This window comes from Pseudomonas sp. 22085, from assembly GCF_052045815.1.
Classification (GTDB): Bacteria; Pseudomonadota; Gammaproteobacteria; order Pseudomonadales; family Pseudomonadaceae; genus Aquipseudomonas; species Aquipseudomonas glycinae.
The window spans coordinates 89707-112614 of sequence record NZ_JBQEQA010000021.1 but is presented as its reverse complement, the minus strand read 5'-3'; the positions used below and the strand labels follow the sequence as shown (position 1 = coordinate 112614).

25 protein-coding genes are annotated in these 22908 nt (G+C 60.7%); 9 read left to right on the top strand and 16 right to left on the bottom strand.

Annotated elements, in window-relative coordinates; translation table 11 throughout:
- From ACTJK7_RS23520 to ACTJK7_RS23470, 11 genes are all read right to left on the bottom strand, one after another.
- On the bottom strand, positions 1-870 hold the full coding sequence (locus tag ACTJK7_RS23520; RefSeq protein WP_007956238.1) for an isocitrate lyase/PEP mutase family protein: 870 nt from the start codon (positions 868-870) through the stop codon (positions 1-3).
- Positions 871-1050: 180 nt separating this feature from the next.
- Entirely contained in the window at positions 1051-1233 is a 183-nt protein-coding gene (locus ACTJK7_RS23515) for a hypothetical protein (protein ID WP_064382387.1), read from the bottom strand.
- A 37-nt stretch (positions 1234-1270) separates the two neighbouring features.
- Positions 1271-1912, bottom strand: coding sequence for a transposase (locus tag ACTJK7_RS23510; RefSeq protein WP_108560980.1), 642 nt, complete (start codon positions 1910-1912; stop codon positions 1271-1273).
- The gene (locus tag ACTJK7_RS23505; RefSeq protein WP_159085210.1) at positions 1909-2673 is read right to left on the bottom strand and encodes a hypothetical protein; all 765 of its coding nucleotides are present in this window, start codon (positions 2671-2673) and stop codon (positions 1909-1911) included. The genes ACTJK7_RS23510 and ACTJK7_RS23505 overlap by 4 nt, the downstream gene beginning before the upstream one ends.
- Before the next feature lie 312 nt (positions 2674-2985).
- On the bottom strand, positions 2986-4020 hold the full coding sequence (astA, locus tag ACTJK7_RS23500; RefSeq protein WP_108560983.1) for an arginine N-succinyltransferase: 1035 nt from the start codon (positions 4018-4020) through the stop codon (positions 2986-2988).
- Between the two features lie 55 nt (positions 4021-4075).
- Positions 4076-5092: an arginine N-succinyltransferase gene (locus tag ACTJK7_RS23495; RefSeq protein WP_064382383.1), complete on the bottom strand. Its 1017-nt coding sequence runs from the start codon at positions 5090-5092 to the stop codon at positions 4076-4078.
- 118 nt (positions 5093-5210) lie between these two features.
- The gene (locus tag ACTJK7_RS23490) at positions 5211-6560 is read right to left on the bottom strand and encodes an APC family permease (RefSeq protein WP_085686274.1); all 1350 of its coding nucleotides are present in this window, start codon (positions 6558-6560) and stop codon (positions 5211-5213) included.
- An 87-nt stretch (positions 6561-6647) separates the two neighbouring features.
- On the bottom strand, positions 6648-7400 hold the full coding sequence (locus ACTJK7_RS23485) for an N-formylglutamate amidohydrolase (protein WP_085655675.1): 753 nt from the start codon (positions 7398-7400) through the stop codon (positions 6648-6650).
- Positions 7384-8715: a glutamine synthetase gene (locus ACTJK7_RS23480; RefSeq protein WP_108560986.1), complete on the bottom strand. Its 1332-nt coding sequence runs from the start codon at positions 8713-8715 to the stop codon at positions 7384-7386. Before ACTJK7_RS23480 ends, ACTJK7_RS23485 begins: the two co-directional genes overlap by 17 nt.
- The gene (locus ACTJK7_RS23475; RefSeq protein ID WP_108560989.1) at positions 8712-9356 is read right to left on the bottom strand and encodes an isochorismatase family cysteine hydrolase; all 645 of its coding nucleotides are present in this window, start codon (positions 9354-9356) and stop codon (positions 8712-8714) included. Before ACTJK7_RS23475 ends, ACTJK7_RS23480 begins: the two co-directional genes overlap by 4 nt.
- A 2-nt stretch (positions 9357-9358) precedes the next feature.
- Entirely contained in the window at positions 9359-10213 is an 855-nt protein-coding gene (locus tag ACTJK7_RS23470; protein WP_011333500.1) for a MurR/RpiR family transcriptional regulator, read from the bottom strand.
- A gap of 320 nt (positions 10214-10533) precedes the next feature.
- Between ACTJK7_RS23470 and ACTJK7_RS23465 the strand changes: the two genes are divergently transcribed.
- Positions 10534-11106 carry a histidine phosphatase family protein gene (locus ACTJK7_RS23465; RefSeq protein WP_440780682.1) on the top strand — a complete coding sequence of 191 codons (573 nt, stop codon included), beginning with the start codon at positions 10534-10536 and terminating at the stop codon, positions 11104-11106.
- Positions 11103-11858 carry a precorrin-6A synthase (deacetylating) gene (gene cobF, locus ACTJK7_RS23460; protein WP_440780681.1) on the top strand — a complete coding sequence of 252 codons (756 nt, stop codon included), beginning with the start codon at positions 11103-11105 and terminating at the stop codon, positions 11856-11858. The genes ACTJK7_RS23465 and cobF overlap by 4 nt, the downstream gene beginning before the upstream one ends.
- On the opposite strand, the gene ftrA is transcribed toward cobF, so the two are convergent.
- Positions 11827-12816, bottom strand: coding sequence for a transcriptional regulator FtrA (ftrA, locus tag ACTJK7_RS23455; protein ID WP_440780680.1), 990 nt, complete (start codon positions 12814-12816; stop codon positions 11827-11829). The two genes, cobF and ftrA, sit on opposite strands and share 32 nt — an antisense overlap.
- A 100-nt stretch (positions 12817-12916) precedes the next feature.
- Between ftrA and ACTJK7_RS23450 the strand changes: the two genes are divergently transcribed.
- From ACTJK7_RS23450 to ACTJK7_RS23435, 4 genes are all read left to right on the top strand, one after another.
- Complete coding sequence (locus ACTJK7_RS23450; protein WP_085655681.1) at positions 12917-13351, top strand: rhodanese-like domain-containing protein; 435 nt, start codon at positions 12917-12919, stop codon at positions 13349-13351.
- 253 nt (positions 13352-13604) lie between these two features.
- The gene (locus tag ACTJK7_RS23445; RefSeq protein WP_007956251.1) at positions 13605-14384 is read left to right on the top strand and encodes an ABC transporter substrate-binding protein; all 780 of its coding nucleotides are present in this window, start codon (positions 13605-13607) and stop codon (positions 14382-14384) included.
- A 128-nt stretch (positions 14385-14512) separates the two neighbouring features.
- On the top strand, positions 14513-15625 hold the full coding sequence (locus ACTJK7_RS23440; RefSeq protein WP_440780679.1) for a succinylglutamate desuccinylase/aspartoacylase family protein: 1113 nt from the start codon (positions 14513-14515) through the stop codon (positions 15623-15625).
- A gap of 65 nt (positions 15626-15690) precedes the next feature.
- Complete coding sequence (locus ACTJK7_RS23435; RefSeq protein WP_440780678.1) at positions 15691-16407, top strand: alpha/beta hydrolase; 717 nt, start codon at positions 15691-15693, stop codon at positions 16405-16407.
- 3 nt (positions 16408-16410) lie between these two features.
- On the opposite strand, the gene ACTJK7_RS23430 is transcribed toward ACTJK7_RS23435, so the two are convergent.
- The gene (locus ACTJK7_RS23430; RefSeq protein WP_064384130.1) at positions 16411-16977 is read right to left on the bottom strand and encodes a hypothetical protein; all 567 of its coding nucleotides are present in this window, start codon (positions 16975-16977) and stop codon (positions 16411-16413) included.
- A gap of 85 nt (positions 16978-17062) precedes the next feature.
- Positions 17063-17830, bottom strand: coding sequence for a hypothetical protein (locus ACTJK7_RS23425; RefSeq protein WP_440780677.1), 768 nt, complete (start codon positions 17828-17830; stop codon positions 17063-17065).
- 147 nt (positions 17831-17977) lie between these two features.
- Here ACTJK7_RS23425 and ACTJK7_RS23420 point away from each other — a divergent pair, with 147 nt between their 5' ends.
- Together ACTJK7_RS23420 and ACTJK7_RS23415 are read left to right on the top strand one after the other, a co-directional pair.
- Positions 17978-18517 (top strand): chalcone isomerase family protein, encoded by a 540-nt coding sequence (locus tag ACTJK7_RS23420; protein WP_108561010.1) that lies wholly within the window; start codon positions 17978-17980, stop codon positions 18515-18517.
- A gap of 76 nt (positions 18518-18593) precedes the next feature.
- Complete coding sequence (locus tag ACTJK7_RS23415; RefSeq protein WP_108563660.1) at positions 18594-19913, top strand: Nramp family divalent metal transporter; 1320 nt, start codon at positions 18594-18596, stop codon at positions 19911-19913.
- A gap of 86 nt (positions 19914-19999) precedes the next feature.
- Here ACTJK7_RS23415 and ACTJK7_RS23410 read toward each other — a convergent pair whose 3' ends face one another.
- The gene (locus tag ACTJK7_RS23410) at positions 20000-20899 is read right to left on the bottom strand and encodes a LysR family transcriptional regulator (protein ID WP_108563661.1); all 900 of its coding nucleotides are present in this window, start codon (positions 20897-20899) and stop codon (positions 20000-20002) included.
- Between the two features lie 51 nt (positions 20900-20950).
- On the opposite strand from ACTJK7_RS23410, the gene ACTJK7_RS23405 reads away from it, so the two are divergent.
- Complete coding sequence (locus ACTJK7_RS23405; RefSeq protein WP_108561013.1) at positions 20951-21616, top strand: NADPH-dependent F420 reductase; 666 nt, start codon at positions 20951-20953, stop codon at positions 21614-21616.
- A 105-nt stretch (positions 21617-21721) separates the two neighbouring features.
- Here ACTJK7_RS23405 and ACTJK7_RS23400 read toward each other — a convergent pair whose 3' ends face one another.
- Positions 21722-22903, bottom strand: coding sequence for an acetyl-CoA C-acetyltransferase (locus ACTJK7_RS23400; RefSeq protein ID WP_085733159.1), 1182 nt, complete (start codon positions 22901-22903; stop codon positions 21722-21724).
- Positions 22904-22908: the final 5 nt, after the last annotated feature.

Genomic DNA, 22908 nt, shown 5'->3' with positions numbered 1-22908 from the left:
TTACTCTTTGACGCTCATGTATTCCTTGGCCCAGAGGATGTATTCCTCAGGCTGGGTGTAGGTGTGGGTCAGTTCGGTGGCGCTCAGGTCGGAGGCCTGGGTGAAGATCTGGCGCTGTTCGCGCAGGCTGTCGTAAGTCGCCTTGATCGCCGCGAAGTAAGCACCGTGGCCGTCGATGGTGACGCGCACGCCCAGTTCGGCCAGGCGTTTGTCGTCGCGCAGCGCCGGGTTGCCGTAGGTCACCAGCATCAGCGGGACGGTCAGGTGCTCGGCGATCTGTTCGAGCTGGTCGAAGTCCTGAATACCGACCATGCAGATACCGTCGGCGCCGGCGGCCTGGTATTGCTTGGTGCGGCTGATGATTTCCTGGTTCGGCAGGATACCGGCGTTGGTCCGCGCGATGATCGCCATTTCCGAATCGACCCGGGCTTCCAGTGCTGCGCGGATCTTGCCGACGCCTTCGGCGACGGTGATCAGGTCGGTGGATTTACGGCCGAACTGGGCCGGCAGCAGGGTATCTTCGATGGTCAGCGCGGCGACACCGGCGCGTTCCAGTTCGACGATGGTGCGCATTACGTTCAGGGCGTTGCCGTAGCCGTGGTCGGCGTCGGCGATCACCGGCAATTGGGCGACACGGCCGATGCGGGTGGCCTGCTCAGCGAATTCGCTGAGGGTGATCAGGGCAAAGTCCGGAGCGCCCAGAACCTGCAACGAGGCGACCGAGCCGCCGAGAATCCCAACTTCAAAACCCAGGTCAGCGGCAATGCGGGCGGACATCGGATCGAACACCGAGGCTGTGTGATAGCAGGTGTCGGAAGCCAGCAGCTGACGGAAGTTACGGCGCAAATCTTGATGAGAAAGCCTGGTCATACGAGTTCCACCAATACAAAGGAATGGAAAGGCTTGAGCAAAGGTGTCAACGCCGAAGGTGAAAAGGCTATCACGCGAATGGGTCAAGGATCATGACGAATTTTTACAGGGCGACAAACAAAAGAGGCCGCAGACGTTTACCGTCTGCGGCCTGATTCGCTCCTGGGCGAAGGAAAAAAATTAAGCCTTCTGGATCTCGCCCCAGATTTTTTTTATTTCGTGGATGTTACCGACGTTGAAACGCGGAATGACCAATTGGGAGCAAAGAATCGAGGGCTCATCCGTTTTCAGGTTAGTGTTGATGACGCTGCTGTCTGCACGCAGAAGCGGGACGTCGTTGAAGTTGTACTGAGTCATGCTCATGTGATTTTCCTTTTTTATTTGTGTGGTCGGCATATGGCTAACCGTGGTTGAACAGGGACATCGTCTTCTCGTAAAAAGCGATTTCCTGCATGGCAATGCCGGGGTAGATCGGCACGTAGTTTTCGTCGAAGCACCAGGCTTCTTCGCTTTCTTCTGCCCGCGGAGCATGAATTAACAGACTCAGCGAGGCAGACATCTGTTGCGGCGGCAGTTGGCGATGAATCTCATAAAGTGGCTTCATATGAAGAACTTCACCGGGCGCCAGTTTTAGTTCGTGTTCCTCTCCAAGTTGTGGTCGTACTCCGCAACTGATAGGCGTGTGATCGAGAATTTCGCGTTTGATTGTCGTGTAGCCATCTCCGGCATAACCGACGCAATACATCTCAAAGTCGTGTGTATGGTTCAGGCCGTAGATGAATGTTTCGCCTTCTTCTTTCGAGTTGACGGGTGACCAGAATCCCAGGCGAACAGTGTATTTTTCGTTTGAGTGCAGCACGAAGGCATAAGCGTTATAAAGCATGTGTTTAACGCTGAAGCCATTCTGCTGGATGCCTTGGTATAAATATTCGCTTAATAAGGTTCTATGCGTAGCTAGACTTTTCAGGTCCTCGATTATTTTGTTGTGGTCACACTCTGTGTCGTACGTGTTCATGCGCTGAATGAACGTCTCGATATTCATTGTGCGCACTCCTGTTGGTAATCGAGGAAGCTGTTCAACTTGTCATTCCGCAACAGCCTCATCACTGGCGCATAAGCCAATGCGGCTTGTCTGTCTTGCTCCGCGATCACATTGAAAGCATTCCAGGCCACAGCCGCATGGCTGTGATAGACGAGTTCTTCGGCAACCTTTCGACGTTGCGGGTCTTGGGCAACTTCCAACAATTCCAGAGCGACCAGGAAGCGCGCTGCGCTTTGATCGTTCGGCAACCAGGCAACTTTTTGCAGCGTCTGTCGATCGTAGACGCTGATGTCTGCACGTCTGTCCACCAGGGTCATCGCACCGAAGGCAATGTCTGGGGCGCATTCATACAGTTCTTTGGTGCCGTCGATGTACAACGGGCTACCCTCGTTTATGGTAACGCTGCCAATATGCTTGAGGCCGTTGTCGTCGATCTGGTAGTGCTGAACGTCGAACGAATGACCGTCAATGGAAAACAAAAAAGTCTTGCCCGGAATCGAGTACATATAAGGCGAAGCTGCGTTATTGCCGGGGATTTTGATGCTGATATTGCCAATGTCGTTGCAATAAAGTGTCAGGTTGTTGTTGTGTAAGTTGGTGATGTTGAGAATGCGTGTCTTGTAGAGAATGTGTTCTGGTGTTTTGTTTTTGTTATTGATTGTTTTTACAAGTTTCTCGACTTCCGCTCGCATGTTGCAAGTTCTGATTTTTTGCAGTAGCTCTGATGGCGAGAGACTGTTGGTTAATAGTTTGGTGATCATGCTGTTTCAGTTTGGTGTTGAGTTGGGGTGACTTTAGTCAGTTGGATGTAAAGTCGCAAACCTTGAGGTGTGAGTAGTTGTGTTTATATATGTTTGTTTATGTTTTTATTTGAAATGGTCGATGATGAAACGAATGGGATGGTTGTTTTCGGGCTGTTTGACTGTTCGCCCACAGCTTTACGCCCGGTGCAAGCCATTGGCTTTGACCGTTTCGGGAGTACTTCAAGGTTTTGCGCTGCGATTAACGAGGAAGGGGGAGGGCGGGGCTGCTGGTGCGATTGTGGAGCAGCCCTTGGTTGGAACGGTTGCCGTTCAGGCCGCCACCGCCTGCTGCTGTTGATTGGGTAACGGCACCGCCCGCACCGAATTACCCGGTTGCAATTGCAGGCGTTTGGCAGTGAGACGGTCGATCACCAGACTGCTGCCTACCCGGCGTCCCGCCGCGACGGTTATGCGGCAGTTTTCCAGGCGTCGGTTGTGGATCAGCCACAGCGGCGCCTGATCGTCCGGCGTGCCAATGCTCAGGGTCAGTTCCAGGCTGTCGCGCACCGTGCGGATGCTGCGGATCGGCGCCTCGATGACCGGGCCGCCGTCAAAAATGTCGATGTAGCCTTTATGGGCGAAACCCTCGGCCTGGAGAATCTTCAGTGCCGGCTCGGTGTTAGGGTGGGCCTGGCCGATCACGGCCTGGGCCTGTTCGGTGAGCAGGCAGGTGTACAGCGGCTGGCGCGGCATCAGTTCGGCGATGAACGCCTTGTTGCCCAGCCCGGACAAGTGGTCGGCGTGACTGAAATCCATCTGGAAGAAGTGCCGACCCAGACTGTCCCAGAACGGCGAACAGCCTTGTTCGTCGGCGCTGCCACGCAGTTCGGCAATCATCTTTTCGCCGAACAGGTGCGGGAACTCAGCGACAAACAGCAAACGCCCCAGCGACAGCAGACGTCCATTGCTGCCGTGGCGCTGATCGTGGCGCAGGAACAGCGAGCACAGTTCCGATTGGCCGGTCAGTTCATTGTTGAGGAACAGGGTCGGGATCTGCCGCTGGATGCCAAGATCCGGTGCCGAACTGACGGTCAGCCCGACCCGGTAGTTGTACCAGGGCTCGCGCAGGCCGACGGCGCCGGCCAGGGCGCTGACCCCGACCACTCGCTGCTCGTCGTCTTCAAGCACGAACAGATAATCGGCATCGGCCCGCTCGACCTGTTCAGCGAACGCCCGTTGCGCCCAGCGTACCCGGTGGGCCAGGCGATCTTCATTGGCGGGCAGGGTGGTGAACCCCGGCCCGGCCTGTTGCACCAGCGTCATCAACGCTGGCAGGTCGCTGACTTTGACCGGACGGACAATCATGCTGCAACTCCTTTTGCGCGCCAGTTCGGGCACTGTCGTTGGGTAGGGGCGCGGTTCACAGGGCGATTACCCGGATCGTGCCGCCAGCGCGGACGTTGAGCGCCGCGCACAGGGCCGGATTGAGCGCCAGGGGCTGACCGGGCTGATAATCCAGCTCGGCGACCACGGCCCGAAAACCATGCAGAGCATCGTTGCTCACCAGATAGCGACCGCGAGCGTCGATCAGGGGTTCCTCCTGAACCTTGGCTGTCTGGCTAAGGGCGATCGAACGAATATTGGCGGTGCGTGCATATAAGGTCGGGCCGGCATCGAACAGATCGATGTAGCTGTTGGTTTCAAAACCCTCGCGCTCGAGGATGTCGAAAGCTTCCTGGCCGTCCGGGTGGATACGGCCGATGCAGTCCTGCGCCGCCTGCGGCAGCATCGGCACGTAGATCGGATATTGCGGCATCAGTTCGGCGAGAAACGTACGGCTCTGCAAGCCGCACAGTCGCTCGGCCTCGACGTAGGGCAGGTCGAAGAAATGTTTGCCCAGCGCATCCCAGAACGGTGAATGGCCTTGCTCGTCGCTGTAGCCGACGATTTCAGTGATCACTGCTTCGGCAAAACGTGACGCGTGAGCGGCGATGAACAGCAGCCGTGCCCGCGACAGCAATTCGGAAAACGGCGTGCGCACCAGTGCCGCGTCGATGTGGAAACCGCGCAGCAGTGTGTGTCCGCTCAGGTCGTGGCACAGCGACAGCGCCGGCACGCCGTGCTCGATGTTCAGCTCCCGCGAAGCGCTGGTGAAGTGGCGGTTGCGCAGGCTGTAGAACGGCTCGTTGAAACCTGCGGTGGCGAGAATTTCCGAACAGCCGACCAGTCGGCGGCTGTCGATGTCTTCCAGCACGAAGAAGTAGTTCTCCGGGCCCTGGGCCACGGCATCGCTGTCGAACGAGGCGCAGGACGCGGCGATTTTTTCGCCCAGGCGTTCGCTGTCGTCCGGCAGGGACGTGACGCCCACCAGGCTGTCGCGCGCCAATTGTTGCAATTGAGGCAGGTCGTTTGGCTCGACTGGACGTAAGACCAGCATGGATGCACTCCTGTATCAAAAGGTTCGGCCCATTCGCCGAACCTGACTATCACTGTCGGTTTCCACGCGTTAAAGCGGCGGTCGCCTGATTTGTTGTCAGACGCCGCTCTTTTTCTTGTCAGCCATTGCTCGGGTCAGGCAGCGCGGTACTGGCGCCGAGCTTGTTCAGGAAGAACAGGTACACCAGACCCAGAGCGATCCAGATCAGGCCGAGTTTCTGTGCATCGACGCCCATGTTGTACATGATGGCCGCGACGATGATGAAGCCGATCACCGGGCAGATCAGGTGACGGATCACCTGGCCGGATTTCTGCCGGCGCCAGTAGTAATTGATCACGGTCAGGTGCAGCAGCATGAAGCCGCTCAGGGCGCCGAAGTTGACCAGCGAGGTCAGGGTGTCCACCGAATTGATGAACAGGTAGCAGATCACCAGCGACAGCACGGCTACCAGATAGATGCTCAGGTACGGTGTGTTGTGTTTCGGATGCACCTTGGCCAGCACTTTCGGCAGCTTGCCGTCGCGGGCCATGCCGAACAGCAGACGCGAGACTGCCGCTTGCGAGGTGATCGCTACCGCCACGCCCCAGGCCAAAGCGGTCGCGACACCGGTCAGGGTCGCCAGCCAGCTGCCGGCAGCGATTTCGGCGATTTCATAGAACGCGGTATCGGCGGATTTGAAGCCCATGCCGGCTGCCAGATCGGTGGCGATCCAGGTTTGTGCGACGAAAATCACACCCATCACCACCAGAGTGATCAACGCCGCTTTGCCGACACTGCGGCCCGGATCGCCCTTGATCTCTTCGGCAAGGGTGGAGATCGCATCGAAGCCGAGGAACGACAGCACCGCAATCGAAACCGCTTGCATCAGCAGAGCGAAGTTGAAGGTTTCCGGGTGATACAGCGGCGCCAGGGTCAACTGGCCGTTGCCGCCACCGTTGTGCAGGGCATTCCAGGCGTAGAACAGGAAAATCCCCAGTACCACCAGCTGCGCCAGCAGGAACAGGATGTTCATGCGGGCGGTAAAGGTGATGCCGCGCAGGTTGACGAAAGTCGCGCTGACCAGGAATGCCAGAATGAAGCCGACCTTCGGGATGTCCGGATACAAGTGGTTGAGCGCCATCGCCGCGTACACGTACAGCAGCGGCGGAATCAGCAGGTAATCGAGCAGCATCAGCCAGCCGGCGATGAAACCGACATGTTGATTCAGGCCCCGCTGTGCGTAGGAATAGACCGATCCGGCAATCGGAAAGGCTCGCGCCATGCTGCCGTAGCTCAGCGCGGTGAAGACCATCGCCACCATGCCGATGATGTATGCCAAAGGCACCATCCCCGGTGCCTCGGCATTGACGTAGCCATACACGCCGAACGGGGCGATGGGGATCATGAAGATCATCCCGTACACCACCAGATCGGTCAGTGTCAGGCTACGTTTCAACTCCTGTTTGTAGCCAAACTCTTCTATTTCCATGAAGCGCAACTCCTTGTCAGCCAATCGGTCGTTTTAGTTGTTATATCGGTCCGTCGTTTACAGCGTCAGCGGTGGTTACAACAATCCTTACAACAATGGAGCCAGATAATCCGCCCAGCGAGAAACCGCTTCCGGGCTGCGCAGCAGGTCATTGCGCACCTCGATCAACACCGACTCCAGGCCCCGGGCATCGCCGTGCACCGGCACGGTCATGTCGCCCAGCGGGTCGATCCTGTAGGGCTGGTTGCCGGCGACTTTCAACGGATGTCGCTCCAGACCGTCGAGCATCCGCTGGGCATAGGCCCTGGCCTGACCGAACAACACGCCGACTTCCAGCTCCCGCGGCTGGCCGTAGTACACCGGGGTGAAGCTGTGAATCCCCACCACCCGCACCGGCCGACCTTCGGCCAGACGTGCATCGATCAATTGCTGCAGCCGCGTATGAAACGGCTTGAACAGGCTCTGGCGACGGTATTCGCGGGTGGCCTCGTCAAGCTCACGGTTGCCCGGCACCTGATAGATTTCGCTCTGCGCCGGAATGCTGTCGAGCGCATGCCGAGGGCGGTTGAGATCGATCAGCAGGCGCGAATAGTTGGCGCTCAACAGCGTGGCGCCCAGTTGTTCCGACAATTGCTCGGCCAGCGCCAGGGCGCCGATGTCCCAGGCAATGTGTTCGCGCGCCGCCGTGTCATCCAGGCCCAGATTGTTCAGGGCTTCGGGGATGTAGCGACTGGCGTGTTCGCACACCAGAATCAGCGGGTGCGTCGAATCTTCACGGCTCAGGTTGTAGACCGGTCGGGTGTACAACCCAAGCTCGGCGGATTCAGTACAGGCGTGCATAGTGCTCACACAGGTCAGCGGGCGAGAGCTGTTCCGTCAGCGCCAGTTCCTCGGTTTTAAGGGCGAAAAAGGTTTCGAGCAACGCGCCTGGCAGCGCTTCGATCAGCGCTTCACTGCGACGCAGGCAATCCAGTGCCTGGGCCAGGGAGGCGGGCAGGGCGACGATGCCTCGGGCCTTGCGTTGTTCGTCGTTGAGTGAATCGGGTATTTCATCAGTGATGGCGTTTAGCGCCAGACGCTGCTCAATGCCCAGACGCCCGGCAATCAACAGCACGGCCATCGCCAGATGCGGCGAGGCGGTGGCATCCAAGGCGCGGAATTCCAGGTTGTATTGCTTCGCCACGGGCTTGTTGCCCACGCTCACGGTCGGGCAGATGCGCAGCGCCGCTTCGCGGTTTTGCTGGCCCAGACAGGCGTAGGACGCGCTCCAGTGATGCGGTTGCAGACGTTCATACGACACCGGCGTCGGTGCAGTGAACGCGCACAGCGCCGGCAAGTAATGCAGCACGCCCGCCGCCCAGTGCTGACCCAGGGTCGACAGACCATTGCTGGTGCCGGCGTCGTAAAGCATCGGCTGACCGGCCAGGTCCAGCAGGCTGACGTGCAAGTGCACGCCGTTGCACACCGCGTCGGCGGCGGTCTTCGGTGCGAAGCTCAAGTCCAGGCCCATCTGCCGGGCGATTTCACGGGTGATCTCGCGCACGTTGACCGCGCGATCCGCCGCCGCCACGCCAAGGGCGGGACGGCAGGTGATTTCGTATTGATGCTTGCCGTATTCGGGCAGGAACATTTCCGGCTCGACCCCACCGGCGCGCAGCGCACTGAGCAGCCAGCCACCGAATTCCGCACCTTGGCGCTGGGCTTCGAGCGAGAAGGCCAGATGTTCGGCAAACCCGGCGTGCAGGTTGAATTCGTGTTCGAACGCGGCGTTGATCTGCAGGCCAAGCTCATCGCGATAGCGCTCGACCTCATTGCGCAGCAGGGTGCGCGGGCAGGCCGCCCATGGTCGGCCATCGGTTTCGCGGATGTCGCCATGGATGAAATCCAGTGCTGGCGCTGCGGCGTCCGGGCCGTTGCCGACCCTGACGCGGCTGGCCAGATCGGGAATCAGCCGCAGATCGCCATAAGCGCCCCACGGACTGGTCGAGGCGATGATGTCCTGCGGCGTCAGCGCGCTGTTGGCTGGCACCCAGCCGCAGCCGGCGGCCTGATAGTGCTCCAGCTCATCGGTGGGAAACGAACGGCCACGGGTGACGCCGATCAGGTCGGTGGTGACGATGGTGGTCATCGGCAACGGCGACAGGCGTTCGCTCATGGCTGCATCTCCTGCAACCGGCCGAGCACGGTGTCGGTGTCGGTGATCCAGCAGTAGCCCTTGATCGCATTCAGACAGGCGTCGTGGCGTGCTTCGGTGTACGTCGCGCAGGCGTCCGTCACCAGGGTGACGAGGTAGCCACGATCGGCGGCGTCGCGCACGGCCATGTCCACGCACTGGTCGGTGACGATCCCGGCGATGATCAGGTGACGGGTTTGCAGATTGCGCAGCACGTAGTCGATGTTGGTCGAGTTGAAGACCCCGGACGAGGTCTTGGGCAGCACGATTTCGTTTTCTTTCGGGGTCAATTCGGCGATGACCTGGGCCTGCGGGCTGCCCTTGGGCAGGTGCATGTCCGACAGTTTGTGATCCAGCGAGCGATCGCGGCCGTCGGCGGTCAGGCTTTCGATCAGGGTGTGCAGCACGTTCTGCCGTGCGTCGCGAAAGGCGTTGAGCAGTCGGACTTGATTGGGCACCACTTGCGAGCGCGTGCGGTTGAGGAAGTACGCGGCGTCCGGGCCTTCGAGGTGCGGGTCGAACTGTGGCTCGAGCCAGGCGCGCTGCATGTCCACCAGCAACAGGGCGGTGTGGTCGGTGACAAACGGCAGGTCCCGTGGCGAACGATGGGGAAGGCTGAACATCCTTATTTATCCTCCAGCAAATGGGTGTCGAAGTCGTTGCGCAGGGCATCGATGCCTTCCAGGCGATCGGCCAGGTCCGGGCTGCGCAGGGTCAGGCAGGCAATCAGCGCTTCAACCTGAGCCAGCGCCGGGACCATGGTGTCGAACGGCGAAGCCGACTCCACCGGTGCGCTGATGATCATGTCGGCCAGTTCGCGCAGCGGCGAGGCGTAGATGTCGGTGAACAGCACGACACGCGCGTTGCTGTTCTTCGCCGCGCTGGCCACGCGCAGGGCCTGGGTCTGATAGCGGCGATAATCGAACACCAGCACCACGTCCTGGCGTTGCAGGTCGAACAGGCGATCGGGCAGTTGCGCGTTGTCTTCCAGCGCAAAGCAACCGGGGCGAAGCAGGCGCAAGTGGTTGAGCAGGTAAGTCGCCATCAGGCTGCTGAAGCGCCCGCCGAAGCAGTAGACCTGATGCCGGGTGTCGAGCAGCCAGTCGGCCAGAATTCGTACATCTTCCGGTTGGGTCAGGGCCTGGGTTTCGGCCAGCAGGTTATGGCTATGAGCCAGATAATGGCTCCAGGCATCGTCCTTGTTCTGATGTGAGCGCGGTTGCAACAGAGTGCGCGGCGAGCGCAGGCGATGGTCCATGTCGCTGAGCAGGGCGTCCTGGAATTCGGCGTAACCACCGAAGCCGAGTTTTTTCACCAGCCGCACGATGGTCGGATCGCTGACGCCGGCGTGTTCGGCCAGGCGCGCCATCGGGCCAAGCCCGTTGCGTGGATACTGATCGAGCAAAGCGCGAACGACTTTGCGCTCCGACGGCGTCAGGTCAAGGCCGGGGTCGGTGATCAGGTCTCTGAGAGGGGGCATCCGGGCTCCTGCTGGATGGGGTGTTGAATTCGCTTCATAATCCGTTAAAACAGTATTTATGTAACTGACGCTACATGTCTAGTGAATTTTTCCGCGTTTAAACCAAGCCCCAAAATGGGGCGGGATGCCCGTAACGTAAGGGTTACACGGATGTCGATCAGTCTTGTAGTCCATTGCTCGTTGCGGTGTCAGACATTGCCGCTTTCACACACTCAAGACATCCAATCGACTTGCCCGGGGGCTCCCGGTTTACGGCACAATCACCGTTACATCCGCGAATTTGCCGATGACCATCCTGTCTTCCAGCCGAGTGACTTCCCGTGCAGACCACCCGTTTGACATTGATCTGCCATGCCAGAACCGTCGCACAAAAATTGGCGTGTTTTCCTACGAACGAAGCTGTTGAAGAAACGGCGTTGGCGTCCTGCTCGCTGGCTTCGCGTTTCGACACGGCATTCCGTCTGATTTGCGGCCCGGAATTGCGTACCCGCCAGACGGCGGCGTGGTTTGGCCATGAAACGCTCATCGATCAGGCTCTGCGTGATTGCGACTGGGGAGGCTGGCAAGGTCAGTCGATCAAGGCACTGCAACAGAACGAACCCGAGGCGTTGCAAGCCTGGCTCGAAGACCCACATGCCGCCCCTCATGGAGGTGAGTCGGTGGCGCAACTGCGTCAGCGGGTGGCGGCGTGGCTGGTTTCACTGCAAACCACACCGGGACACGTGGTGGCGGTCACCCATCCGTTCGTGATTCGTGCTGCCTTGATGCAGGTCGTGCAGGGTGAGGCGTTTCACAGCATTGATATCGAGCCGCTGGCGGCGGTCGATCTGCGGTTTGCCGGACGCTGGCGGCTACGCTTGTCCGGCATGAGTGTGGAAGGAGCAGAGCCATGAAGCGATTGCTGGTGATCGGCATCGGTGCCGGCAACCCGGATTACATCACGATGCAGGCGGTGAAGGCGCTGAACCGGGTGGACGTGTTTTTCCTGATGGACAAGGGCCAGAGCAAGGACAAGCTGATCGAGCTGCGGCGGGAAATCTGCGAGCGCTACATCACCGATCGTACCTACCGCTTCGCCGAGGCCCACAGCCCGGAACGCGAGCGCGGCGAGGTGGACTACAGCGCCAGCATCGATGATCTGAACCGCGCCAAGCAGCAAACCTTCGAACGCCTGATCAACGACGAATTGGCTGACGGGCAGTGCGGCGGTTTTCTGGTGTGGGGCGATCCGGCGTTGTACGACAGCACAATCCGTATCCTGCAGGCGATTCTGGCCTCGGGGCGATGCGAGTTTGAATTCGAAGTCATTCCCGGCATCACCAGCGTTCAGGCGCTGGCGGCGCAGCACAAGGTGCCGCTGAACAGCATCGGCCGCTCGATTGAAATCACCACCGGCCGACGCCTGGCGGCGGGGCAGGTAAGTGACACGGACAGCCTGGTGGTGATGCTCGACGCGGAAGATTCCTACCACCAAGTGGCAGATCAGGAGACAGAGATTTACTGGGGCGCCTACCTCGGCACGCCGGATGAAATCCTCATCCATGGCAAGCTCGGCGACGTTGCCGATGAGGTCGAGCGGGTACGCAAAGCCGCGCGGGCCGAGCATGGCTGGATCATGGACACTTATCTGTTGCGAAAGCCTTGACCTCACGACCAAAGCGCTCGCGATACACCGAAGGTGGCACCCCGACCACGCTGCGAAACGCCACACGAAAGCTTTCCACTGAACGATAGCCACAGCGCAGGGCGATCTGCTCGGTGTTCTGCGGCGTGCTTTCCAGCAATTCCCGGGCCCGGGCCAGACGCTCGTGTTGCAGCCACGCTTTGGGTGACTGGCCACTGGCTTCGCTGAATTTGCGCAAAAAGGTGCGTTCGCTCATCGCCGCTTCGCTGGCCAGATCGCGCACTTCCAGCGGTTCGTGCAGGCGCTCGCGGGCCCACTGCATCACACGCGACAGATCGCTGCGCGGCGTCGGGCTGACCGGTGTCGGAATGAACTGCGCCTGACCGCCGGTGCGCTGCGGCGACATTACCAACCGTCGCGCCACCGCGTTGGCGATCTGCGTGCCGAAGTCCCGCGCTACCAGATGCAGGCAGGCATCGATCCCGGCTGCGCTGCCGGCCGAAGTAATCAGTTGGCCGGAATCGACGTACAGCACGTCCGGATCGACATCAATGGCCGGGAAGCGCTCGGCCAATTCCGAGGTGTAGCGCCAGTGAGTAGTAGCGCCACGGCCGTTGAGCAATCCGCTGGCCGCCAGAACAAACACGCCCGAACAGATCGACAGCAACCGGGCGCCGCGGGAATGGGCATCACGCAATGCTTCAAGCAAGACCTCCGGCACCGGTGCATTGCGGTCGCGCCAACCGGGAATGATGATGGTGCGCGCATCCGCCAGCAGCTCAAGACCGCCATCGGCCAGCACCTGGATCCCGCCCATGGCGCGCATCGGGCCTTGATCGACCGCCGCAATGCAGTGCTCGTACCACGGAAAGTCGAACTCCGGCCGGGCCAGGCCGAAGATCTCCACGGCGATGCCGAACTCGAATGTGCAGAGGCCGTCGTAGGCCAGAATCGCGACCAATCCAGGTGAATCAGGCATTTGGCGGAAAATTCCCGGTGAGTGTCTTGTGCGCCACTGTAGCGGCAAGCGACGGCCCGATAAAGTCTGTTCATCCCCACCGACAAAGGAGTGATTCAACATGCCCAGCCTGGTTCGTGAAATTCCTGCCGCCCCTTCGGCCATTGCCTTGATGCATTTCAGCAACCGTCTGACCTTCGAAACCGATTGTTCCGACGTCTTCAGCAGCCAGGAAGCCGGTGATGTCGACTTTGTGCTGGTGGACGTGCGCGGGCCGTTGGCCTACGAACGTGGTCATGTGCCGGGAGCGATCAATATTCCGGGGCGTTTGCTGACGGCGGAAGGGCTGGCGAACTACCCGAAAAACACACTGTTCGTGGTTTATTGCGCCGGTCCCCACTGCAATGGCGCCAACAAGGCCGCGGTGAAGCTGGCGGCGCTGGGTTATCCGGTCAAAGAGATGATCGGCGGGGTGACCGGTTGGCTGGATGAAGGCTTTCAGTTGAGCGTAACGGCACCGCGCGTCGCCACTGCCCCGATCGCTTGCGATTGTTGATAGCCGGAAAGTTGCCGCTTCGGCGGCACTTTTGTCGGCTTTGTCCTACAACCCGCCCACCGCTCTGACGCACACTTTTCCCAGGTGATGGCACTCGCCGATTTTCTGTAAGTATTTGTCGCTTAAAAACAATTTGCCCCGTGCGCGCCGCCATAGACTGCCGGCCACTTCGGTTTCTTTGCGCTGTACAGCCCTAGGCCGAACCTGATAATCGAAAGCTGCCAATAAAAGCCTCCGCACACGGGAGTAATAAATGAAAAAGCTGGTTATGTTCGGTGCCCTGGCACTGTCGATGTTGTCCCTGACCGCCGTGGCCGAAGACGCCAAGCCGATCCGTATCGGTATCGAAGCCGGTTACCCGCCATTCTCGATGAAAACCCCTGACGGCAAACTGGCCGGTTTCGACGTGGACATCGGCGATGCGCTGTGTGAGCAGATGAAAGTCAAATGCACCTGGGTCGAGCAAGAGTTCGACGGCCTGATCCCGGCGCTGAAAGTGAAGAAGATCGACGCGATCCTGTCCTCGATGACCATCACTGACGACCGCAAGAAAAACGTCGATTTCACCATCAAGTACTACCACACCCCGGCGCGCTTCGTGATGAAGGCAGGCTCCGGCGTGAAAGACCCGCTGGTCGAGCTCAAAGGCAAGAAAGTCGGCGTGCTGCGCGCCAGTACCCACGACCGCTATGCCACCGAAGTACTGGTGCCGGCCGGCATCGAGCTGGTGCGTTACGGCTCGCAGCAGGAGGCCAACCTGGACATGGTGTCCGGTCGTATCGACGCAATGCTGGCCGACTCGGTCAACCTGAGCGACGGCTTCCTGAAAACCGACGCCGGCAAAGGCTTCGAATTCGTCGGCCCGACCTACGAAGACGCCAAGTACTTCGGCGGCGGCGCCGGTATCGCCGTGCGTAAAGGCGATACCGAGCTGGCGGAAAAATTCAACACCGCCATCAACGAAATCCGCGCCAACGGCAAGTACAAGCAAGTGCAGGACAAGTACTTCGACTTTGACGTATACGGCCATTAATACGCCGTAGAAAAAAGTGGCCCCGTTGATGCGGTGGCCACTTTTTTTTCGCCCGTGATTTATCCTGTCAGCACATTTTCAATGCGGTCATTGCCCCGGCAGCGACCACAGAATTCCCGGAGTTCCCCATGCAACGCATCGATCATCTTCTGCCCTGGAACCACCTGGGCAGCGAACGTTCCCTGAGCGTGTTCCGTTACGGCGCCGGCCCGCGCAAGGTCTACATCCAGGCCAGCCTGCACGCCGATGAACTGCCGGGCATGCGCACCGCGTGGGAACTGAAAAAACGCCTGGCCGAGCTGGAAAGCAACGGTCAGTTGCAAGGCGTGATCGAACTGGTGCCGGTGGCCAACCCGATCGGCCTCGATCAGCATCTGCAAGGCAGTCACATGGGCCGTTTCGAACTGGGCAGCGGCAAGAACTTCAACCGCTCCTTCGTCGAACTCAGTGCGCCGGTGGCCGAGCGCATCGGGAGTCAGTTGGGCGGTGATGCCCAAGCCAACATCGCGCTGATCCGCCAGGCCATGGGCCAGGTACTCGATGAACTGCCAGCCCCGGCCTCGCAACTGGAAGCGCTGCACCGCCTGTTGCTGCGCCACGCCTGTGAGGCCGACATCACCCTCGATCTGCATTGCGACTTCGACGCCGCAATTCATATTTACGCACTGCCGCAGCACTGGCCACAGTGGCAGTCCCTCGCTGCACGCCTGAAGGCTGGCGTGGCGCTGTTGTGTGAAGACTCCGGCGGCAGTTCGTTCGATGAATCCTGCTCCTCGCCGTGGTTGCGCCTGGCCCGGGCCTTCCCGAACGCGGCGATTCCGCCGGCCAACCTCGCCACCACCCTGGAGCTGGGCAGCATGGGCGACACCCGCGTCGATCAGGCTCAGGCCAACTGCGAGGCGATCCTGGGTTTTCTCGCCGAACAGGGTTTCATCAGCGGTGAATGGCCGAAAGCGCCGGAAGCATGCTGCGAAGGCATGCCGTTCGAAGGCACCGAATACCTGTTCGCCCCGCACCATGGCGTGGTGAGTTTCCTGCGCGATGCCGGCGAGTGGGTCGAGCGCGGTGAAGCGCTGTTCGAAGTGGTCGATCCGTTGAATGACCGCGTGACCACCGTGCGCGCCGGCACCAGTGGCGTGCTGTTCGCCATCGATCGCGGCCGCTACACCCAGCCGGGCATCTGGCAGGCGAAGGTGGCGGGGCGTGAGCCGATTCGAGTCGGGAAGCTGATCAACGACTGACACTCTATCCTCCGGATCACAATGTTAGGCTCTCCCCCGAACCCTGCACTGTGTGAAGGAAGCTTATGTTGAAGGTGTTTGCGCTGTTGACGCTGCTGGCGTCCACTGCCGTTCAGGCTCAGACCTCGCTGCAAAACGATCTGCCACTTAACTATCTGGCCCAGGTGCACCCGGACGCCGAATCGCGTCCGCTGGTGATTTTCCTGCATGGCTATGGCAGCAACGAAGCAGACTTGATCGGTATGAAATTTCAGCTGCCCAAGCAGTACAACTACCTGTCGGTGCAGGCACCGATGGCGTTGGGCGAAGGACGTTATCAGTGGTTTCGCAAGAAAGGTGAAGGTGCCTACAACGGCGAGACTGATGATCTGAAGGCCAGCAGCCAGAAACTGCGGGCCTTTATCGCCGCAGCGGCGCAGAAATATCACGCGCAACCGGAGAAGGTGTACCTGATCGGTTTCAGTCAAGGCGCGATGATGACTTACGAGGTCGGGTTGCGGCAGCCGGCGGCGGTGGGTGGCATTGCGGCGTTGAGCGGGCGGCTGTTGCCGGTGCTCAAGAGCGAGCTGAAGTCAGAGCAACAGCATCCGCCGCTGGACATCTTCATCGGCCACGGCACGGCGGATGACCGGGTGCCGTACAGCGGTGGCACCGAGGCCGATGCATTGTTGCAGAAGCTGTCGTACAAACCGCAATTTCATGCCTATCCCGGCGTCGGCCACAGCATCAGCGCGGCCGAGCTTCGGGATTTGAGCGACTGGTTGCAGCAACTCAACCCGTGAAGATCATTTTTCCTTGAGGATGGTTTTCACCAGAGCTTCGTGACCGCTCTTGTCGCTGGCCCGGGAAATCACCTGGACCAGCGCCATGCGCGTGCCGGAACCGGCCAGCAACGTGGTGTTGAGGGTCTGGCCGCCGCCCTGGGTGGCGGTGCTGTCGACCTGGCGCAGACCCAGGCCATTGCCTTTGCGGGTCAGGCTCTTTTCACTGAGCTTGTTGAAGTCCGGCAGGGCCTTGCGTTGGGCGTCGATGAAATCGGAGACGGTGCCGTCCAGAAACGCACTGTCGTTGTCCTTGACGTTTTTGCCTTCGGGAATCTGGTTTTCGGCGACGATGACCACAGTCTTGGTGGCGTCGTTGCTGTACATGGTGCCCTTGGCGCCGGTCGGACCGGCCGGCAGCGGGTCGCCGACAAAGCCCTTGGGCAGGACGAAACTGAATTTGCCTTCCAGCATCGAGACTTTCTCGGTGACAGCCTTCTCTTTGGCCTTGGCTGCCTGAGCATTCATGGCGCCGAAACCGGCCACCGCCGCCAACAACAGGACGACGGCTTTCTTGCTAAGCAATGACATTTGAATCTCCGAGGATGGTCGCGCTTGGGCGGCGATCATCCCATGGAGCGTGCCCGGCACTCCAGCGCGGTTTGTCCGGCCGGGGTCAGTTCGGCGCCGGCGCCGGTTTGGCCAGCAGTTGTCGGGTGACGCCCAGCATCGCCACCGAAACGGCCACGGCCACCACGAAACCGCCGAAACCCAGATTGGGAACCGTCAGCGCCAGCACCAGACAAAACGCCGAAAACGAATACATCCCCGTCGCTGTCGCCCGCAACAACGCGGCGGTAAACGCCGGGCCGCGAGTCTGCTGGGAAAACACCGCCATCACGCTGCCCAGTACCGGGAACACCGCGAGCAGACCGCTCCAGCGCTCGCCGACGGTGCTGGCCAGCATGGTTACCACCAGCGTCAATGCGGCTCCGGCGATCATCCGCCAGACCAGTTTGTCCGACTTCGGCACTGAGCCGCTGACCACCGGTTGCACCTTGGGAAACAGATGCGGCGCGGCGAGGAGGGCGGTTGCGGCGGCAGCGACCGAGAAAGGCAATGACGCGGGAATCAGCGACAGAATCAGCGCCAGCACGGCCCAGACCGATAAGGAAACCACCAGCGCCAACGGCCAGTTCGCCCGCTGCGCCACCTGCGCATAAGTGATGCAAAACGCGATCATCGCAAACATGGCCGACAGCGCCGCCACCGCCGATTGCGCGGCAAACGCCGGGCCCTGCTCGATGGCGAGGAAAAACAGAATCGGCCCGACCACCACCGGCAACCCCGACAGCCACCCGGCGACACTCGGGCCCCAACGCTTGCCCGCGAGGGAAATCAGCAGCAGGAAACCGGGAATCAGCAGCAGTTTAAGGATCAGCACGCAGGTGTCTCCGTCGGGGGCAGTGGAGCCACGTTAGCATTGTCATTGGCGGATTGCTGTATATGCATGCAAAACATGTATACAAAATAACAGGCGTGATAGCGGACTATGCTGTGAGAGTCAGGATTTACCGGAGTCGATACCGCGATGAGCAATACACCGAAGTTGTTGCGTGGATGCTGCGGTATCGGCTTGTGGGCCTTGCTGCTGACACCGACCTGGGCCAGCTGGCAGGACGCAGTCCCCGGCGCGCAAATCATCGGCACCGGCGATTTCAGCGTGTTCGGCTTCGACGTCTACAACGCCCGGTTGTGGAGCACGGCGCGACCGCTGGCCGACGGCCAACCCTTTGCCCTTGAGCTGATCTACCGACGCTCCATTTCCCGCGACGATCTGGTGAAGGCCAGCGTCGACGAGATCAAGCGTCTGGCCGGTTCCTCCCTCAGCCCGGTGAAATTGGCCGTGTGGCAAACCCAGATGCAGCAATCATTTGTCGACGTGCAGGCCGGTACGCGGATCACCGGAGTGTATTTGCCGGGCCAAGGTGCGCGGTTCTTTGTCGGGCAGCAGTTGCAGCATGAAATTAATGATCCGCAGTTTGCCCGGGCATTTTTTGACATCTGGCTTGACCCGCGCACGCGCAGTCCCGAGCTGCGCCAGCAATTGCTGGGCGACGCCAAACCTTGAGTCCATCACATCGGCGCTTGGGCGCGCCGACTGAAACGTCTAAGCTGCGCCTTTCGACTTGTTTCTGGATGTGTTCGTGAAATTCAGTTTGCCCAAGATCGCCACGGCGCCGTTCTGCCCGCCGGAAGTGGCCGGCAGTGTCCCGGTCGATCCCAACGCCTCGTTCTTCAAACGCGTGCTGCGCTTTGCCGGCCCCGGTTTGCTGGTGTCGATCGGCTACATGGATCCGGGCAACTGGGCCACTGCCATCGAGGCCGGTTCGCACTTCGGTTACAGCCTGTTGTTCGTGGTATTGCTGGCGAGCCTGGCGGGCATGGTTGTGCAATGCCTGTGCTCGCGGCTGGGCATCGCCACCGGGCGCGATCTGGCGCAGCTTTCCCGCGAACGCTACAGCACTCCGACGGCGCGGCTGCAATGGGTGTTGGCGGAAATCTCGATCATCGCCACTGACCTGGCAGAAGTGCTCGGCTGCGCGCTGGCGTTTCACTTGCTGCTCGGTTGTTCGCTGACGTTCGGTATCGCTCTGACCGCATTCGATACGCTGCTGGTGCTGGCCCTGCAAAATCGTGGTTTCCGCCGGCTGGAAGCGATCATGCTGGTGCTAGTGGGGACCATCGGCGCGTGCTTCTTTGTTGAATTGCTGTTGATCAAACCGTACTGGCCGGACGTCGCCCAAGGCTTCAAACCGTCGCTGTCGGCGATCAGCGATGCTGCGCCGTTGTACCTGGCTATCGGCATCCTCGGTGCCACGGTGATGCCGCACAACCTGTACTTGCACACTTCGATCGTGCAGACGCGGCTGATCGGCAAGGATCTGGCCAGCAAGCAGGACGCAGTGAAGCTGGCGCGCATCGACACCATCGGTTCGCTGGCGCTGGCGTTGCTGGTCAACGCGGCGATCCTGATACTCGCGGCGGCCGCTTTTCATCAGTCCGGGCACACCGACGTGGTCGACATCCAGGACGCCTATCACTTGCTCGACCCACTGGTGGGCGGCGCGCTGGCCAGCGTGCTGTTCGGCGTGGCGCTGCTGGCGTCGGGGCAGAGTTCGACCTTCACCGGCACCATCGCCGGGCAAGTGATCATGGAAGGCTATCTGAACCTGCGGATCCCTTGCTGGCAGCGGCGCCTGATTACCCGTGGGCTGGCGCTGATCCCGGCATTCATCGGCGTGTGGCTGATGGGCGACGGCGCGGTGGGCAAGTTGCTGGTGCTGAGCCAGGTGGTGTTGAGCCTGCAATTGCCGTTTGCGCTGTATCCGCTGATTCGCATGACCAACGACAAACAACTGATGGGGCCGTTTGTGAATCGGTTGCCAACCAAGGTTCTCGCGTGGGGATTGTTTGTGCTGATCAGCGGGGCGAATGCGTGGTTGATCCTGCAATTGGCGGCGTAATCGGCATGATTGGCCCCACGCTCCGCGTTCCAATGGGACGCAGAGCGTCCCGGGCTGCATTCCCACGCGGAGCGTGGGAACGATCATTACGATAATGAGCCAAACGCTTCGACCACAAAATCAATGAACACCCGGGTCTTTGCCGGCAGCAAGGTACGGCTCGGGTAGTACAACGATATCGCGCCGGCATCGCATTGCCAGTCGGGCAACAGCCGCACCAATTCACCGCGTTCGATCTGCGCGCTGACATCGGGCAGCACCAGCATCGTCACGCCCAAGCCCAGCAGCGCGGCCTTGCGCATGGCCATCGGGTCATTCAGCACGATGCTCGGGTTGAGCAGGGCGCTGGCCTGTTCACCGGCTTCGTTGTGCATCTGCCATTGGCGCAGGCGCCCGGTGCGCAGGCCGCGCATGACGATGCCCTGATGCTCGGCCAGATCCGCCGGATGTTGCGGCAGAGTGCGACCCGCCAGATACGCCGGCGACGCCACCGCCAGTACTTCGGCGGACGACAATGGCCGGGCGACCACGCCGGGCGTCAGCTCGAATCCGCCGCCGATCGCCACGTCATACCCCTCGGCGATCAAATCAACCTGACGATTTTCAAAGTGCCATTCCGGGCGAATCAGCGGATAGCGCGCCAGAAACTCCGGCAGCAGCGGCAGCATGTGATCGATGCCGAACGTCGGCGGCAGGCTGATCTTGAGCACACCCGCCGGCTCGCCGCGCTCGGTCGCGACCGTCGCAATCGCTGCCTGCAAGGCGTCGAGGTTGCCGCCGATACTCGCCAGAAAACCCTCACCGGCCTCGGTCAGCGATAGTTTGCGGGTCGAGCGCTGAAACAGCCGCACGCCCAGATTACGCTCAAGAATCGCCACGTTGCGACTGACCGCAGCCGGGGTCAGCGCCAGCAACCGTGCGGCGGCGGAGAAGCTGCCGGTCTCGGCGCTGCGGACGAAAGATTCCAGATTGGCAAGGGTTTCCATAGGTTCGACCTGATAGCAATACTTGAAGATCATTCAAGGCATTACCGGCTAATCAAGTGGGAATGGCAAGCGCAAGATTCGTTTCGAGTCTTACCCCACTCTGAGGAAAACACCATGAGCACTATCGGAATCATCGGCGCTGGCGCCATCGGTTCAGCGTTTGCCAAAGCCTTGTCGCGTCAGGGCATCCCGTTGGTCATCGCCAACAGTCGCGGGCCGGAAACCCTGGCTGAACTGGTCGCAGAACTCGGCCCGACCGCTCGCGCCGTTACCCGTGAAGAAGCCGCCGCCCAGGACATCGTGCTGGTCGCGGTGAACTGGTCGAAACTGCCAACCGCACTGGCCGGTCTGCCGGACTTCGGCGGGCGGATTGTTATCGACGCCAACAATTCGATTGAAGCGCCGTCGTTCAAACCGGTGGATTTGCAGGGGCGGCCGTCCAGCGAAGTGTTCGCCGAGTGGGTGCCCGGGGCGCGGGTGGTCAAGGCGTTCAACCACTTGCTGGCGCGTTTGCTGGAAGCGGATCCGGCGTCGGAGGGGGGCAAGCGCGTGCTGTTCCTGTCCGGGGATGACGCTCAGGCCAAGGCTGAAGTGGGTGCGTTGATCGATCAGCTCGGCTTCTTCGGTATCGATCTGGGCGAGTTGAGCGTGGGTGCGCGACTGGTGCAGTTCCCCGGCGGACCATTGCCGGTGCTGAATCTGGTGAAGTTCGCCTGACGGCCGGGCAAAAAAATACCCGGTGCGACGTGAGTCGTACCGGGTTTGTTGCCAACGGGCCACGGATGTCGTGGATCCACTGCCCGCTGTTGAACCTCTTTGCGCTTACGCGCGTTCCAGCGCCAGGGCCACGCCCTGACCGCCGCCGATGCACAGGGTCGCCAGGCCCTTTTTCGCATCACGCTTGATCATTTCGTGCAGCAGGGTCACCAGCACGCGGCAGCCCGATGCACCGATCGGGTGACCGAGGGCGATGGCGCCGCCATTCACGTTGACCTTGTCCAGATCCCATTGCAGATCCTTGGCCACCGCCAGCGATTGCGCGGCGAAGGCTTCGTTGGCTTCGATCAGATCCAGCTGGCCGATGTTCCAGCCAGCCTTGTCCAGACAGCGGCGAGTGGCGGACACCGGGCCGATGCCCATGATCGCCGGATCGACGCCCGCGTTGGCGTAGGCGGCGATTTTCGCCAGCACCGGCAGGCCCAGGGCCTTGGCTTTTTCGGCGCTCATCAGGATCACGGCAGCCGCGCCGTCGTTCAGCGACGAAGCGTTGCCGGCGGTGACGCTGCCGTCCTTCTTGAAGGCCGGACGCAGTTTGGCCAGGGATTCGGCGGTGGTGTCGCCGCGTGGCTGCTCGTCGACCTTGAACGCCACCGGATCGCCTTTGCGCTGCGGGATCAGGATCGGAGTGATTTCATCGACAAAGCGCCCGGCCTCAATGGCCGCAGCGGCTTTCTGTTGCGACGCGGCAGCGAAGGCGTCTTGCTGCTCGCGGCTGATCTCGTATTTCTCGACCAGATTCTCGGCGGTGATACCCATGTGGTAATCGTTGAACGCATCCCACAGGCCATCGCTGATCATGGTGTCGACGATTTGCGCGTGCCCCATGCGCAGACCGGTGCGCGCGCCCGGCATGACGTAGTTGGCCAGACTCATGTTTTCCTGGCCGCCGGCGATGATTACGTCCGCGTCGCCGCAGCGGATCGCCTGTGCACCGAGGTGCAGGGCCTTGAGACCCGAGCCGCAGACCTTGTTCAGGGTCATGGCCGGTACGGCGTGTGGCAGACCGGCCTTGATCGCCGACTGGCGCGCCGGGTTCTGGCCGGCGCCGGCGGTCAGCACCTGGCCCATGATCACTTCATCGACCTGGGCACCGTCCAGACCGGTCTGCTCAAGCAACTGGCGGATGACCGCTGCGCCCAGATCCACGGCGGAGACGGTGGCCAGCGATCCCTGGAAACTGCCGATCGCGGTGCGCGTGGCGGCAACAATGACGACGTCTTGCATTTTCG